Source organism: Pseudomonas sp. Emmai (genome assembly GCF_055179735.1).
In genome coordinates this window covers 495,489-511,664 of record NZ_CM143685.1, presented here as the reverse complement: position 1 = coordinate 511,664, position 16,176 = coordinate 495,489, and the positions used below count along the sequence as shown (strand labels likewise).

Below are 16,176 nucleotides of genomic sequence, written 5' to 3'. Positions count from 1 at the left end.
GATGCCGCAACGTCCCAACTTTCTGGTGATCCTGGCCGATGACCTGGGCTTTTCCGATATCGGCGCGTTCGGTGGTGAAATCGCCACGCCGAACCTCGATGCCCTGGCCAACAACGGCCTGCGCCTGACCGATTTCCACACCGCACCCACCTGTTCGCCGACCCGTTCGATGCTGCTGACTGGCACCGACCACCACATCGCCGGCATCGGCACCATGGCCGAAGCGCTGACTCCGGAGTTGATCGGCAAACCGGGTTACGAGGGTCACCTCAACGACCGCGTGGTGGCGTTGCCTGAGTTGCTGCGCGAGGCCGGTTACCAGACGTTGATGAGCGGCAAATGGCACCTGGGCCTGACCGCTGAACTGGCGCCGCACGCACGGGGTTTCGAGCGTTCGTTCTCGTTGCTGCCCGGCGCCGCCAACCATTACGGGTTCGAGCCGACCTACGATGAACACACGCCGGGGCTGTTGAAATCCACGCCAGCGCTGTACATCGAAGATAAGAGTAAGTTGAGTGGCAAGGACGTCCAAGGTACACCATGCTTCGGTATGGACATCTAATCTGTTTGCTGGAGATCATGTTGGCCACGCTCGAACACATCCGCTACGTGCCACACTACATTGAGCTAATCGCTGGCAAGCCCCGATACCAGCCTAGTATCAACCGACATGCTATAGACGGGGTGCCACAGATCTTCTGGGCTGACTGCAAACCTTGGAGAGAAGCAAATCTTTGGGCAGTAGAGCGTGTAAGCATCGGTGATGTTTCACTGAGGACCGTTGCAAGCAACATGAACGGGTTACTGAACTACGCCAATTTTTTAGAACAACACGAGCTGCATTGGCTCACCTTCCCTGTGCGAAAGGCTGATCGGTGCTTGGTGAGGTATCGCGGCGCACTAATCAAGATGCGTGATTCAGGTCAACTCAGCCCATCCACGGCATCAGAGTACATGCGCAACAGCGTCATGTTTTATCGATGGATTAAAGCCAAGGGGTTGCTATCCCCGGATCTGCCGCTATGGCGTGATAAGCCATACTTCCTCACATACTTTGACCAGGTGGGCTTCGAGCGCTCCTTAAATGGCGTTACCACGGATATCGGTATTCCTAATCGGGCTAGGCTCGGGGAGGTACTGGAAGACGGGCTGTTGCCGGTCTCTGCGGTTGATCGCGACGCAATTCTCACCGTGCCAAAACCGAGGTTACTAGTGAGTTGTACCTCATGCTCTCCTTGGGTTTCTTTACGGGAGTGCGCCTTGGCAGTATTTGCGACCTGAAAATTGAAACTCTGATACGAGCAATTCCAGACCCATCAGCCCACGGACTATTACGTATGACTTTGGGGCCAGGTGCTTCGCCGCCGGTTCACACAAAGTTCGATGTCACTGGACAAGTCTGGATACCCGAAGCACTGCGCGATGAGCTGTTGGAGTATGCCAAGACTCTTGAACGGATGAGACGAGAAGCCGCCGCGACACCAGAGAATCGCGACCTACTCTTTCTAACTCGCTTCGGAAACTCCTATGGTCGCAGGGGTTCAGATCAATCATCAGCAGTGAACGTAGAAATGTTGTCCTTTCGAAAAAACGGGATCGCCGCTGGTGTCCCAGCTCTTCGCTCATTCCATTTTCACCAATCTCGCTGCACATTTGGGACTGAATTAGCCCGCCTGGCCCTAAGTGCGTGTAGCGATGTCGCAATCGCGATTTCGGTCGTAGGGAAAGCACTGCTGCACGGCCAAAATTCCGAGGCGACTACATTTAAGTACATCAAGTTCATCCAAGCAGCTCCGATCAAACAAGCTCTGGCAGAAAGTTTCTTGACCTCTTTTACTGGGTTCCACTCCGCGTTGGTGGCGAGCCATGATGACTAAGCTGCCAGATCTTGATCTCTCGTTTCCGATGCTAACTTATGGTAAGACCGAGACGCCATTGGATTTGAAACCACTTCTCTACGTTGGAGGTGCTGCACTGTATACAAAAAAAGCCGCGATCAAAATCGCTCAGCAGGAAGTTGGCGATATAGTGATGGATCGGATCGAGTTAGTACGGCGATTACATTCAAACCTGGTAGATGATCTCGCCAGAGGTAGCAGTCGATTTTCGGTCGATAACAAAATTCAGTGCCTGCGACGGTTCTTCGCATGGGCGGACAGGGAAAAGCTAGGACTATCACTTGGATCAATCAGCGACACATACTTGCAATGGGCGGACTTCCAATTGCACCGCATCCGAATCGAACGTTCTATAAGCGAACGCTCGGCTTACGATATGGCTAGCGTGACGGCGACGCTTTTCGATAAAGTTTTGAATCGGCATGCCAGCTTGATCAAAGAGACGCGTATCAGAAAACCACGCGGCAAGGGGAAACTACACACATCAAAAGTGGACAAGCAAAATCTCCAAGATTGCTTTGCATTTGGCAACGCCCTAGCTGATATCTGTAACTCTCTGACACTTGAAGCAACGAGAGGACCAATCCCGATCACCGTATCATTCCGTAGTGGGCAAAAATTGGAACGGTGGTGTGGCTTCAAGGCTCGGCCACGTGTAGCACCAATTGGAGAGCATGTGGAGAATTTGGCGAAGAGTGCTCTGCCCAGTCACACTGAGGGAGACGCGGTACCTTCGAAACGCTCTCGCGTAGGGGTGCTGAACTTGCGAATTGAGGCAGAACTATTGATGTTCATTGCTCAAACGGGCATGAACTTTCAACAAGCACATACGCTGCGGATGGATCAATTCCACTACACCAGTCATCTTGATGGTTATCAGGTACGCTCTTATAAAAACCGTCGTCACGGGGAAGTCATTTTTGAAGTTTTTTCAGATTATCGAGTCTGGCTCGAGCGATACTTGCAATGGCGCAATGCCTGGTTTCCAGATGACACAGACACCTTATTGTTCCCCCTCATTCGAAACAGCCGCCTAGACGGTGTGGCGCCTCAATTTAATTGCCTGCTACGTGTGTGTGCGTCCTTGAACATCGAGATAGTTCGCCCCGCAAAGTTGCGAGGAGCACGAGTCAATTGGTTGCTCCGAGAAACCCTCAATCCGAAACAAACAGCAGAACTAGCTCAGCACTCAGTCGAAACACTCATACGGGTATATGCTGATCCACATCCGCAGTTGGCGATGGTAGAAATTACTCGTTTCCATCAGCACAATGACCCAGTCATTTCACCTCCTGGACCAGGCTCCTGTGTAAATCCTGACCCTGAACCGGTATCAGACATCCCAGACGAGGCTTCCAGACCTGATTGCATAAACGCTGCAGGCTGCCTGTTCTGCACGCACCATCGTGATATTGAGAGTGGGGATCATGTGTGGTCCCTAAGCAGTTTTCGCCATCTCAAGCTGCTTGAGTTATCGAGGTTTCGACCATCGGTAAAACCTGTACACATTAAGCAGCCGGCCTTGATCACTGTTGAGAGGCTGACAGAGAAGCTGAAGTTTTTTGAGAATAGCAGTTCAGTGCGAAAGAGCTGGGTTGCCGAGGCTCAGGCGCGTATTAGAGAAGGTGATTATCATCCTGCTTGGGACGGTTTCATTCGACTGGTCGAAATTCACGAGGAAGACCTTTATGGATAATCTGTTACCCAAGATGGGGCTTTCTATTGACTCAGTATTGGCGGTACCCGGTGCCCTCAACTATCGTCCTCCCTGCTGGCCACCGAACGCCAACTGGCCCGTTGTCATTGATGCCAATGGAAATGTCGTTAGCCGATGGGGTGATCCGATCTGGCGGTTAGACCCATGGGCAGGGGTGCCACTGACGTTGAATTTTGGTGACGGCCCTATTAAAAAAATGGCCGCGCCCATCAACAGCGAGAACGCCAACCTCTTGAGAGTGATAATTGGCTGGTGGCTGTATGGCCCGAATGGTGCTCGCGGGCATCGGACGATTAAAACCCGCTTCGATCAAATGCGTCGACTGTTCGCGCTTTGCGCGGAAAAAGGGATTCTCGCCTCCGACCTAAGCCGTTTTCCGCGCATTGCGGACCAGATTCCAGAAGTGTTGCAGTCATCGCGAGCCAGAGAGTTTCTGATGCTGCTGCACGAGCTGTATGAGCGTCGAGACACTTTAGGTTTCACCATTCTCGACCGAAAGTCACTGGCCCGGCTTGAGGCAGCGCTTCCGGATCACGAGACGCGCCAAACGCCTTTCATACCTCCGCGTATTTGGCGCTACCAAGTCATCCGTCTGCGTGAATGCCTTGATGAGTTCCTGGTGCATCGGGGAAAAATCGACGCGTGCTTCAGGTTCTGTTTGAGTGCCTATCATCACAATCGACTCGCGACTCCCAAGGATCGATTCGCCGCCGTTGCACCCTTTCAATGGCCTGCAGATGGCTGCAATGGAGCATATTCTGACCGCCGTTTTTACGGCCCCTTCGCCGACACCGCGGATCGATTTGGTATTTCTGACGTTCTTGAACGCTGGGCTGGAACTCCAGGTTCAGCACTGACCATAAAAACACTATCTAGCTATTTAAATGTCGTTACCCGCGCAGGGCTGGCTTACCTATTGAACTTCAGTCTTATGCGCGTTGAAGAATGCTGGAATTTACGCGCGAATTGCCTGACGGTAGAGAAAGACCCTCGCTTCGGCGACATCACTTTATTACGCGGTCGAACAACCAAAACTCAAGCAGACTCCGACACCTTCTGGGTCACATCACCTTCAGCGCAAGTAGCGGTGGATGCGATGGCCGCTGTGGCGAAACTTCGCGCCGAAGGGATCACATACGACCCACACAAAACGTCTGCACCGATTGCTGAAGACCATTATCTCATCGCCTATACCAGCGAGCCTTGGATACCGACCAGAAAAACGATGAACCGCGCCATTCGGCCCTCAATTGTCAATTACCTCAGAGCCCTCGTTGCCAATCCCAAATTTTTCGACCCTGAACAGCTGCGGATCACACCTCGAGATCTGGAATTGGCGCGTTTGGTGACCCCTACGTTACCGGAGGAGTTTGCTGTAGGAGAGGTCTGGCCACTGGCATGGCACCAACTCCGCCGCACAGGTGCCGTCAATATGCAAGCCTCAGGGTTGGTAAGCGATGCACCTTACAGTTTCAGTTGAAACACATCACTCGCGCGATGAGTTTTTACTATGGTCAAAATTTTTCGCACCTTCGACTGGAAGAAAAGGCCCGTACGCTATACGTCCGCACTATGTACGAGACCTTGGGTCGAGAACTACAGCAACTGGTTTCCGACCGTTTTATCAGTCCGCATGGCGAGAAGCGGAAGGCTGAGATCGTTCGGCTGATTCTGCCCAGTGAGATGGAGAAAATGACCCAATTAGCTAAAAAAGGCGCTGTCGTTTATCGCCCAATAATACTCGGCGTGTGCTCCAGCCGTGAGCCTTGCCCGTACGGCGGTATTGATAGTATTGCCCACTGTGGCGGCGGCGATATCGCAGGGGAAGCCAGACCGTGTGCAGACGTACTTTATGATCGAGATCGACTCAATGTGGTGCAGGAGCTAGAAGACGTTCTGGAGCACCGTATGGCCAGCGCCCCGACCGGAAGCCCCTTGAGAGCATCATTGGAAGCTCAGAAAAGAAGTGCAGAGAACTATCGTAATGTCATCGATCAAGCAGCAACCAGCTGAACCCGCCCACCGTTTAAGCGCTTGCAATCTCTACCGAGATGCGTTTGAGCGGCTAAAAAATGATGAGCCACAGCGCTTGCCAAAAGGCACTCCAATCAGTCAGAACAATGTGGCCAAGGAAGCCGGATGCGATCCTTCCGCTTTAAAAAAATCTCGCTTCCCTACGCTCATCGCCGAAATCCAGAAGTACATCGCTGACAATATTGACAATCGACCGGAGTCAGCTCATCAAGTAAGAGTTTCAGCTCGTAAAAAAAATCGCAGCCTTCGGGAGCGTATGGAAAATGTCATTCAGCAACGTGATCACCTCGCCAGCCTGCTAACAGAAGCTGACGCGACTATTCTTGAGTTACTTGATCGCGTTGCCGAACTTGAGCGGATGCTTCCAAGTTCGAATGTTGTGCCACTTGGGTAGGAAAAATGCTGCGCAGCTGTCGACGCTACTGATCGTTTCTTTCGATTATTTCCTCAATCTCAACCATGCTTGGTTAACATGCTTAGCATTGGAAGCGGCGATAGTGCCTTATCGCCATGATGCGCAAGAAGTTGCGCACATGCTCATAATATTTCGGCCTTAAAATCGCTGCAGGCCAAGCCAGTCGTGGCCTGCAGCCAAGTGCGCAAGAAGTTGCGCAGTACTGCGCAACTTCTTGCGCACTTTTGCTCCCAAACCACGAACAAACATCCTACCTTTAGCCTCCGGCACCCGCTTAACCCCCGTATGCCGGGCACTTCGCAAAACCTGGCACGTTCCTTGATCACAGTCAGGCACCCACCGGGCGATTTCGCCTCCGGGCACCTCTATTTATCAAGCAAGGAGAGCATCCCATGGCAACACCTGCCTACATGTCCGTCACTGGCGAAAAACAAGGCCTGATCACTGCTGGCGCATTCACCGCTGACTCCGTTGGCAACACCTACCAGGAAGGTCACGAAGACCAGGTCATGGTTCAGGCGTTCAGCCACGACGTGATCATCCCGCGTGACCCACAGTCCGGCCAACCAACCGGTCAGCGCGTTCACAAGCCAGTTGTGATCACCAAGGTCTACGACAAAGCTTCGCCACTGCTGCAAGCCGCACTGACTTCCGGCGAGCGCATGAGCGAAATCGTTATCCAGTGGTACCGCACTTCGGCCCAAGGGACCCAAGAGCACTACTACACCACCAAGCTGGAAGACGCGATCATCGTCGCCATCAACAACAAAATGCACAACTGCCAGGATCCGTCGAACTCCCACTTCACGCACCTGGAAGAAGTGCAGTTCACCTACCGTAAAATCACCTGGACCCACGAAGTATCCGGTACTTCGGGTTCCGATGACTGGCGTCAACCAGTCGCTTAATCGCGGCTGACCGCTTTACGCATCGGCCAGCTCTGCTGGTCGATGTTGTTTACGCCTTTCCAGAATTTCGCGTCTGCTGATCCTTTGATCGGGTATTGGTTTACGCCGCAGCACAGCACGAGGAACAAGGGATGTTCGCGCCGGCCAATCAGACTCACTTTGCCCTGACTATCGAAGGCCTTTCCAACGACCTGCAGGTCCTTGCCCTGCAAGGCCGGGAAGCCATCAGCCAGCCCTTTGTGTTTGAGGTGGAGCTGGTCAGTGAACAGCCGTCCCTGGACCTCGAAACGCTGCTGCACAAACCGGCCTTTTTGCAGCTCTCGCCCGATGGCAGCGGCATCCATGGCCAGATCTATCGCGCCGCCCAGGGTGATTCCGGCAAACGCCTGACCCGCTACGCGGTGACCCTGCGCCCGCAACTGTCCTACCTGGCGCACCGCATCAACCAGCGCATCTTCCAGAACCTCAGCGTGCCGAAAATCGTCGGCATGGTCCTCGAAGAGCACGGTATCCAAAGCAACGCCTACGAATTCAAAGTCGGGTCGATCTATCCCGAGCGTATTTACTGCGTTCAGTACGATGAATCGGACCTGCACTTCATCCAGCGCCTGTGCGAGGAAGAAGGTATCCACTACCACTTCCAGCACAGCGCCACGGCCCACAAACTGGTGTTCGGCGATGACCAGACGGTGTTCCCGAAACTCGCGCCCGTGGCCTATCAGCAAGACTCCGGCATGGTCGCCAACGACCCGGTGATCAAGCGCTTCGACCTGCGCCTGGAAACCCGCACCAGCCGCACCACCCGCCGCGACTACGACTTCGAAAAACCACGCCTGACCCTCGAAAGCGAAAACCGTGGTGATGCCCTGCCCGACCTCGAAGACTACGACTACCCCGGTCGCTTCATCGACCGCGAACGCGGCAAGCACCTGGCCAAACGCGCCCTCGAACGCCACCGCAGCGACTTCCAGCTCGCCGAAGGCCGCAGCGATCAACCGCTGCTGGTCAGCGGCCACTTCCTGGCCCTGACCCAACACCCGAAAGCCAAGTGGAACGACCTGTGGCTACTCACCGAAGTCCTCCACGAAGGCAAACAGCCGCAAGTGCTGGAAGAGTCGGTCACCAGCAGCACCACTAACCTTAAAGACGACTTCCACCAGGGCTATCGCAACCACTTCCAGGCCACCCCGTGGGACGTGCCGAACCGGCCACCGCTGAACCACCCAAAACCGCGAATCCTCGGCAGCCAGAGCGCCGTGGTCACCGGCCCCAAAGGTGAAGAAATCCACTGCGACCCATACGGCCGCGTCAAAGTGCAATTCCACTGGGATCGCGAAGGCCAGGCCGACGACAAAACCAGCTGCTGGCTACGCGTCTCCTCCGCCTGGGCCGGCGCCCAGTACGGCGGCATCGCCATCCCGCGCATCGGCATGGAAGTGCTGGTCACGTTCCTTGAAGGCGACCCCGATCAACCGCTGATCAGCGGCTGCCTGTACCACAAGGAAAACACCGTCCCCTACGCGCTGCCGGCGAACAAGACCCGCAGCACCTTCAAGACCCTGAGCTCGATGGGGGGCGGCGGTTACAACGAACTGCGCATCGAAGACAAGAAAGGTCAGGAGCAGATCTACCTGCACGCCCAGCGCGACTGGGACGAAAACATCGAGCACGATCAGAAAATCCGCGTCGGCAACGAACGCCACGACACCGTCGAGCAAAACAGCTACACAGAATTCAAGGCCGAAGAACACCACACCGTCTACGCCGACCGCAAAGTCGAGGCCCGCGCCAACGACCACCTGACCGTGGGCGTGAACCAGCACATCAAGATCGGCACCGGCCAATTCATCGACGCCGGCCAGGAAATCCACCTCAGCAGCGGCATGAAAGTGGTGATGGAAGCAGGCGCAGAGCTGACCCTGATCGGCGGCGGCAGCTTTATCAAGATTGATGCTGGTGGCGTGACGATGAGTGGGCCGGTGATCAATATGAACTCCGGGGGGAGCCCGGGGAGCGGCACCGGCGCCGCCCCCCTGATTCCGGGCGTGCTGAAGCAAGCGGATGCAGATAAGGCCGGGCAAGTATTGGTACCGGCGCAACGGCAGGCGTTGATGCAGAAGAAACCCATATGCGCTATTTGCGAGAAAGCACGACAGGAGGCCTTGAATGCTGACGTCTGACCTGACTTTGGCAGACTGTCTGCCTCATGACTTACCGTGGGATAAAACTGCCGCCTTGCTGCTGGACGGCGTCAGCGTCGAAAAGTTACCCAGACAGTTGTACACCTGGTCAAACAGCCCCGACTTCGAGCCGCTGTACCTGGGCACTCGCTGGTCTGCACTGAGCGACCTTTCGCCCTGCCTGATTCGCGTAAAAGACCAGCGCGACCCAATTCTCCAGCAGTTTCTAGCGCATGCCGACAAGGAATGGGGCTATCTGCTTTTCAGTGATCAACCCTGGAGCGCACTGCTGGATCACTGTCGCTGGCTGACCTGCGTGGAGCATCCGCAAGGCACCGAGGTGCTGCTTCGCTTGGCAGACCCTGCCGTCATGCACGCCTTGCTTATGCACGCAACTAACCTGGAAGACCCAACAATGTGGGGGCCTAGCCACCAAATTCTGACCGCCGACGCGGCTCTGGGATGCTGGCACCACCACCCTCGTCCTGCAAAAGCTTACGTCAACTCGTACGCCAAACAGTACCGACTGAGCACTGTGCAAATCGACCTGCTGGATGAGGTCAATTTCAGATCCGTTGTCATGCGTCTTGACCGGCATATGGAGGAATACTTCCCGGTTTTCCAGTCACAGCTGCAACCCCTGGAGCGTTGGAAATATCTCAATGAACTCGCGAACCAATCTTATAAGCGAGGGTTTTGCAGCGAGCTCGACATCACGCTATACGCCAACATTCACGGTTTTCTCGGGATAACGGCACTGGCGGATCACAGGGATCTCGACGTTTTGCTTGAAACGACCTCAGAGCGAACACCCACACAACGACTGGAACACGTAGCCAGCATCGCCAAGGACAGGGCAGAAAGCCTGCAAAGGAACCCGGCATGACGACCTCGAAAGCTCAAGGAAAAGACCCCAATAACGTCAGCGTCAGTCGCGACGACGCCAAATGCTCGACGGGAGCTTGCTGGCTGATGAAGGGCAAAATCCAACTGGTGCCTTTGCGTTATGGATTGGTGGATGAAAAAGCGCTGGATCCATCGGGTGAAATTTCGGTTCCTTACAAATTAGCTACCCGACCTCTGGGCATCCGCCTGCTACGTGATGGCTGGCTCTATGTAATCGACAGTCAGAACGGTGAGCTTTCGGAATACCGGATCGTCGATGGGGTGGTCAGCGAGATGCTTTGGCAGGGTACAGACGTTCAAAGTGACGCCCGGGATAAACCGATCAAGAAACCCGTTTTGGTTTACTCGACACGCAGCACCCTTTACGCCAATTACTCTGAGGTTCAATGGACCGCAAAAAAATGCCGCCAGGTTCTCAAGAGCAAATCCGAACGCAATCACTTTATGCAGGCCATCGAACTCAGCAAGGCCAACTGTGAGACCGGCGGCCTGCACTTATTGACACCAGCCCAGGCCGAGCGCTGGGTCGCCGAGATCGCGACCGTTCGTCTTCGCAACGAAGAAATCGCCAAGGACGAAGCCGAGTCGAAAGCAATAGAAGATGCCAAGAACGCTGAGCGACGCCAACGAAATGAACCGGAAGAGACGGCGACGTTCATTCCCACGGTGCAGGTTTACAATTACCCGGAAGAGGAACGCGTTCCCTACCTTTGGGAAATGCCCGTTCGCTTTCGGGAGTCTTCCATGACCCCTCTGAGCAGTTGCATCGAACCGGAGTACCAGCAGGACGTACTGTACCTGGTCGTGGAGGATCATATTGGCGTGCTTCGTGACCTTGCCAACTACCAGGATCAGGTCGCCGGATGGATGGACAGCTGGGCCAAGGGTGGAGACCAGGAGCGCGCCAACGAGCGTGACTATCTGCTGGCCTGCTACATCGAATCGCTGACCCAGCTCACCCAGAGTGATGTCGGAGGGTTGGCAGAAGTAAGTAACGACCCTGCTGTTAAGCAGATGCTCGCTGACCTGGAAAAAATGAAGGAGCCCGAGCAAGGCACGACACGTCAAGCCATCGTCGACTACCTTAACAAGGGTGGGCTGATGACTCCGGCAAAAGGCTCTCCGATACCGCCGAAACTGGCCGAGCTGCGACAGGCGGCAAATGATCGCGCATCGACCGTAGCCATGTACGGTGGCTCTGCGGCGGGCCAAGTCGTTGCCTCTAATGAGATCGAAAACACCGATCGCAGCTACTACACCAGAGAGCACTTCCAGGCGTGTCCGCAAGATTTCGTGAACAAACACTTCGAGACCTTGCTCAAGCTCGGCAGAGAGCAGGACGGCCACATCAAGGACGCGCTCAACGGTGCCAAGTTTGGCCAACGTGGCATCAATGACCTGATCGATCGAGAGGCTATGGACAACGCACTGTTCGAGCATCGAGCATCGATAAAGCGTTGGAACGCACGACTTGATCAGATTACATCTGACAGAACAGCGGTTTTTTGCGCCGGAACGTTTCACAAAAGTGCGTGGTATTACGACCCTCAGAATGCCAAGCAGGTCGGCCAGTCTTTCGCCACAGAGTACGCTTGCCTGAAAGATATCTGTCGAAGCGACGAGGCTTGCGATCAGATACTCAAGTATCTGGAAAAAGAGCCGCAATTCACCCGTCCCATGTTTCATACATTGCCCTACAGCGATCACACCGGTGTCTGGGTTCAATACGGTTTTGCACAGGCTGCGGGCATTACGTTATTCAACAACGTGCCCGAGTACATCCGAAGCCTGAAAAAAATCGAACAACATCGACTGCCGGCCCTCGATCAATTACCGCAAGACACCCAGGCTGTTGCCGACGCAGCACAGCAGACCATGCATCCAGCACTCAATCGCGGCGTTGAAAAGGTTTTGGCTGATTTTGAAAAAGTTTTCAAAGGGCAGCCCATGCCGGATCTTGATCAAATGTTCAGACAATTACCGAAAGCTTTACCGACACGAATCCTGGATGCGGCAAAACGCGAGGGCGTAACGTTTACCGTTGCCTCGAACGCCGAGAAAGCAGCACTGAAAACCACGCTCAGCGACCTGCTTGATGAGCAGGCGCACCTGAAGACGCTAAATCGCAAGCGTGATGCGGCCAAACGGGCCTACGGCCATAAATCGCCAAAAGCCGTGCAACTGCAGTCTGAAATAGTCATGGCTCGCAAGGAGCTGAGCATCACGCAAACTCGACTGGCGGGAGGGCTCAGTCCAATCGGCGAGGTTGCGGACAACAGTGTCCGTCTGTATGGGGCGACACCGGTACGAGCAGGCATTACTGTTGTCTTCCCCGCGGCTCAACACCAGGAAATATCCGGTTTGATGAGCAACTTCCGCAACGGCGTAAAGGCTGCACCGAAACAGAACTTAATGGGCGATGGCGCAGCATTGCTGCTATTCGTCGTGCAGGCACTGAATTTCCGGCAAGTACTGATAGAGACAGCTAACCAGACCAAGGACAAACGGCTCCTGACACCCGTAATCAATGCCGCAGCCGCCACAGGTGCGGCCGGTTTTGCCGCAGCCCAGGGAATATTCGATACGGCGCTCACCGCGCGAAGCACCCTACTTGAAAAGGGATTGCAGAATCATGCGATAGAACATCTGCATGTCCAGATGGGCAAGTTACATCTCGGTTTGGGTGCGATGACCTACCTACTCGGCGCATACGCTGCGGGTGTAAGCCTCAAGAGTTATCAAAGCAGTTGGGAGCAAGCCGTTCGCAGCGGAAATAAAGGCGCCCAAACCGGCGCGATCATGTCTATGGCAGGCTCTGCGGGGCTGCTGTCCAGCAACTTATATGGCGTGGGCAGTACTCTCCAGGCGAGCTACACCGTGATGGCTGCCGAACAGGGTGCTGTCAGAGCGGCGGCATGGGCAGCATCGGGCGCTCGATTATCGAGCGTATTTTTTCGGGCGAACCTAGCGGGTGCAATTTTTACAGCGTTGGAGCTGGGTGGAAACTATGCCTACAACTACTACAACATCAGTGCCCATGATCGATGGCTGCAAAGTACGCCGTGGGGAAAAGATGCGAGCAATCGCACCTACTCGGATCTTGCAACGTATCAACGCTCGCTGACCGAAATAATGCAGGCACCGTCTGTTCAAGTCGGTCGCATCGAATACGATTCCTGGTGGAAAAACCTGCTGTACAGAGCGAAGATCGGTGACATTCACTTGCTGCTGCCAGGGCTTGATGTAAGTTCGTTCCAACCGCCACTCGTGGGCAATGCAAGTCATCAACTGAAAATCGGGGCGTATCGCATCAATACGATCACTTACGAACGGGCCATGACAACCGAACGTTGGGAAATCCTGAGTGAACCTGTCGAAGCGGGACTTCGCCGAATAGATGGGGACCAAATAGTCATTTGCGTCAACTATCCGCAAGTTGATAATCAGATGGTGGGTAGATCACGGGAGGAAATGCTGCTGGTTGTATCCATCCTCAACACCGGTGCCAATGGACAGATGCAGCAGCGTAACTACAACATCCGTCTAGACCCGAGGGGCACTGGCGCTTTTCCTGCAATCAACCTGGTTGCGCCACAACCCCACGCGCCATTGCTATCGGTAGAACCATTGATGCTGGAAATCGCTTCGCATGCCTAAAACCCTTGATGTCGAATTGATAGAGCCTGCTGCTACGACGGGTCATCGCGCCGGGGACGTGGAGCAATTTGCAACTGGCACCACGACTTACCTGGCACCGCTGCCATTGCCCACCGACGCATCACCACACAGTCCTTATATAAGCGATCTGAACGATACGTACCTGGACTTCGGCGGTGGCAAACCCCAAGTGTTCTCATGGCAATTGACGTTGGGAGCACCGTTCACTGCTGCGCTTTTGATCGCCTTGGGAATTCCGTTAGTGGCTGGCCTGATCCTCGCATCAAGTGGCTATGGGTTGACCGAAGTTCTGGAGTTCAGCTCAGACCTTTATTTCGCTGCCCGGGGATCAGCGATCTGGTTGTTTTTTGTGGGACTCGGTACTGGCCTTATCGTGTGGTTTTATAACCACAAAAAATACACAACCGTCATCCCGACCCGCTTCAACCGCCAGCGCCGGGAAGTCTGTTTCATGCCCACGGACGCGGAAACACCGGTTTTCGTACCTTGGGAGTCACTCTCCGCTTGGGTGATTGAGGCGCAAGGAGCCACACAATATGGCGTCCGACGACAGTACGGGATGGGCATGGGATTCGAGCAGGCTGGTAAGAGGGTCAGCCTTGAGTTCGTCTGCGGTGGTCTGCCATTGGCAATCGCTCATTGGGAAGCCGTGCGCGCCTACATGGAGTATGAGGTCAACGATCTTAAAAGCATTCAAGCCCCCATGGACTTGCAAGGCCCCAATGATCCACCCCACGAAGGGATGCACACCTTCCGAAATGCACGAGCCCGGCTGCATCGCAGGATTCGCGAAAAGGAAGTGGGCTGGATTCACGGGTTCTTCTGGTATCTCTTCCACGTCATGACGTTCTGGACCTTACCCAATCTAATTGTCGAATGGGAAAGTCGCCGAATTGCAAAAGTCGGGCGCAAAGCTTTGCCTGAGGCCATGCGTTCATGGTCTGAGTCACTACCTGGGGAGCAATGTGCAAAACCCAGTGATGATTTAAAACGCCTGAGTAATCAGGTCAAAGAAATGAAAAAACAAAAACCGACGCGCTTAATCACTGAAATTTTTGCAGAGGTTTACCAAAAAGAAACTAGTGAGAAAAAAAGTGGGTGATGATTGATACACTATGGACATATCAAGTGTTTCATAAACCAAAATATTGACACCAATGGACGTGCCGCGATCGGTTTATCACTTTTTACAATAAGGGTTTTCCGACGTCCATAGGCAGCCAACTTACCCTTACATCGACGACACCTTTGTCGAAGAACTGCCGAAGGATTTCTATTCCTCCGACGCCTTTGGCGACAAGCTTTTGCAGTACCTCAAGGAACGTGATCAGACCCGGCCATTCTTTGCCTATCTGCCGTTTTCCGCGCCGCACTGGCCGTTGCAGGCTCCGGCCGATGTGGTTGAAAAATACCGTGGTCGTTATGACGCGGGTCCCGAAGTGCTGCGGTTGGAGCGACTGGAAAAACTCAAGGCATTGGGGTTGATCGACGCCGATGTCGAACCTCATCCGCTGATCCAGCTCACCGCCCAATGGGATGCCTTGAGCGAAGAACAACGCCAGGTGTCCGCCCGGGCCATGGAGGTTTACGCGGCGATGGTCGAGCGCATGGACTGGAACATCGGTCGCGTGGTCGATTACCTGCGCAAACAGGGGCAACTGGACAACACCTTCATCCTGTTCATGTCCGATAACGGCGCTGAAGGCGCATTGCTGGAAGCCTTTCCGAAATTCGGTCCTGAGCTGCTGACCTATCTGAACCAGCACTACGACAACAGCCTGGAGAACATTGGCCGTGCCAACTCCTACGTCTGGTACGGACCGAGTTGGGCCCAGGTCGCGACCGCACCGTCACGGCTGTTCAAGGCCTTCACCACTGAAGGCGGGATTCGTGTGCCGGCGCTGGTGCACTACCCGCAACTGCCGCTCAAGGGACAGATCAGCCATGGGTTTGGCACGGTGATGGACATCACGCCAACGATTCTCGACCTGGCCGGCGTGCGCCATCCCGGCAAGCGTTGGCGTGGCAAGGACGTGGCGCCACTGCGAGGAAAATCGTGGCTGGGGTTTCTGTCCGGTGAAACGGCGCAAGTGCATGACGAACACACGGTGACCGGGTGGGAATTGTTCGGGCGCCGGGCGATTCGGCAGGGGCAGTGGAAAGCGGTGTACATCCCCGGGCCGGTGGGGCCGGCGACCTGGCAGCTTTATGATCTGGGGAGTGATCCGGGGGAGATTCATGATTTGGCGCTGTTGCAGCCGGACAAACTGGCTGCGCTGATTGAGCATTGGCAGCGGTATGTGGATGAAACCGGGGTGATCTTGAGTGAGTCGCCGTTTCAGCCCGACTAACCACCGATCGTTCCCACGCGCAGCAAAGGAATGCAGCCAGGGACGCTCCGCGTCCCAGAAGCAATGGGATGGACTCCTCCTCACTTCGG

10 protein-coding genes and 2 pseudogenes are annotated in these 16,176 nt (G+C 54.8%); all 12 read left to right on the top strand.

Translation table 11 applies throughout. The features are described 5' to 3' along the window. Position 1: 1 nt before the first annotated feature. Positions 2-514, top strand: a pseudogene (locus ACY4LX_RS02250) (sulfatase-like hydrolase/transferase); the annotation flags it as partial. A 712-nt stretch (positions 515-1,226) separates the two neighbouring features. Further along, entirely contained in the window at positions 1,227-1,877 is a 651-nt protein-coding gene (locus ACY4LX_RS02245) for a site-specific integrase (protein ID WP_463259063.1), read from the top strand. Further along, positions 1,870-3,594, top strand: a complete 1,725-nt coding sequence (locus ACY4LX_RS02240; protein WP_463260557.1) for a site-specific integrase — start codon at positions 1,870-1,872, stop codon at positions 3,592-3,594. Before ACY4LX_RS02245 ends, ACY4LX_RS02240 begins: the two co-directional genes overlap by 8 nt. Then, entirely contained in the window at positions 3,587-5,095 is a 1,509-nt protein-coding gene (locus tag ACY4LX_RS02235) for a hypothetical protein (RefSeq protein ID WP_463259062.1), read from the top strand. Before ACY4LX_RS02240 ends, ACY4LX_RS02235 begins: the two co-directional genes overlap by 8 nt. A 92-nt stretch (positions 5,096-5,187) precedes the next feature. Beyond that, positions 5,188-5,628, top strand: a complete 441-nt coding sequence (locus ACY4LX_RS02230) for a hypothetical protein (protein ID WP_463259061.1) — start codon at positions 5,188-5,190, stop codon at positions 5,626-5,628. Then, positions 5,600-6,043 (top strand): hypothetical protein, encoded by a 444-nt coding sequence (locus ACY4LX_RS02225; protein ID WP_463259060.1) that lies wholly within the window; start codon positions 5,600-5,602, stop codon positions 6,041-6,043. Before ACY4LX_RS02230 ends, ACY4LX_RS02225 begins: the two co-directional genes overlap by 29 nt. Before the next feature lie 413 nt (positions 6,044-6,456). Then, complete coding sequence (locus ACY4LX_RS02220; RefSeq protein ID WP_054051032.1) at positions 6,457-6,972, top strand: Hcp family type VI secretion system effector; 516 nt, start codon at positions 6,457-6,459, stop codon at positions 6,970-6,972. A 131-nt stretch (positions 6,973-7,103) separates the two neighbouring features. Further along, entirely contained in the window at positions 7,104-9,152 is a 2,049-nt protein-coding gene (locus tag ACY4LX_RS02215; protein WP_463259059.1) for a type VI secretion system Vgr family protein, read from the top strand. Continuing rightward, positions 9,139-10,038 (top strand): DUF4123 domain-containing protein, encoded by a 900-nt coding sequence (locus ACY4LX_RS02210; protein WP_463259058.1) that lies wholly within the window; start codon positions 9,139-9,141, stop codon positions 10,036-10,038. The genes ACY4LX_RS02215 and ACY4LX_RS02210 overlap by 14 nt, the downstream gene beginning before the upstream one ends. After that, a complete protein-coding gene (locus ACY4LX_RS02205) occupies positions 10,035-13,715 on the top strand; it encodes a toxin VasX (protein WP_463259057.1) in 3,681 nt (1,226 codons plus the stop codon). The genes ACY4LX_RS02210 and ACY4LX_RS02205 overlap by 4 nt, the downstream gene beginning before the upstream one ends. After that, a complete protein-coding gene (locus ACY4LX_RS02200; protein WP_463259056.1) occupies positions 13,708-14,838 on the top strand; it encodes a hypothetical protein in 1,131 nt (376 codons plus the stop codon). The genes ACY4LX_RS02205 and ACY4LX_RS02200 overlap by 8 nt, the downstream gene beginning before the upstream one ends. A 124-nt stretch (positions 14,839-14,962) precedes the next feature. Beyond that, positions 14,963-16,087, top strand: a pseudogene (locus ACY4LX_RS02195) (sulfatase-like hydrolase/transferase); the annotation flags it as partial. Positions 16,088-16,176 lie beyond the last annotated feature (89 nt).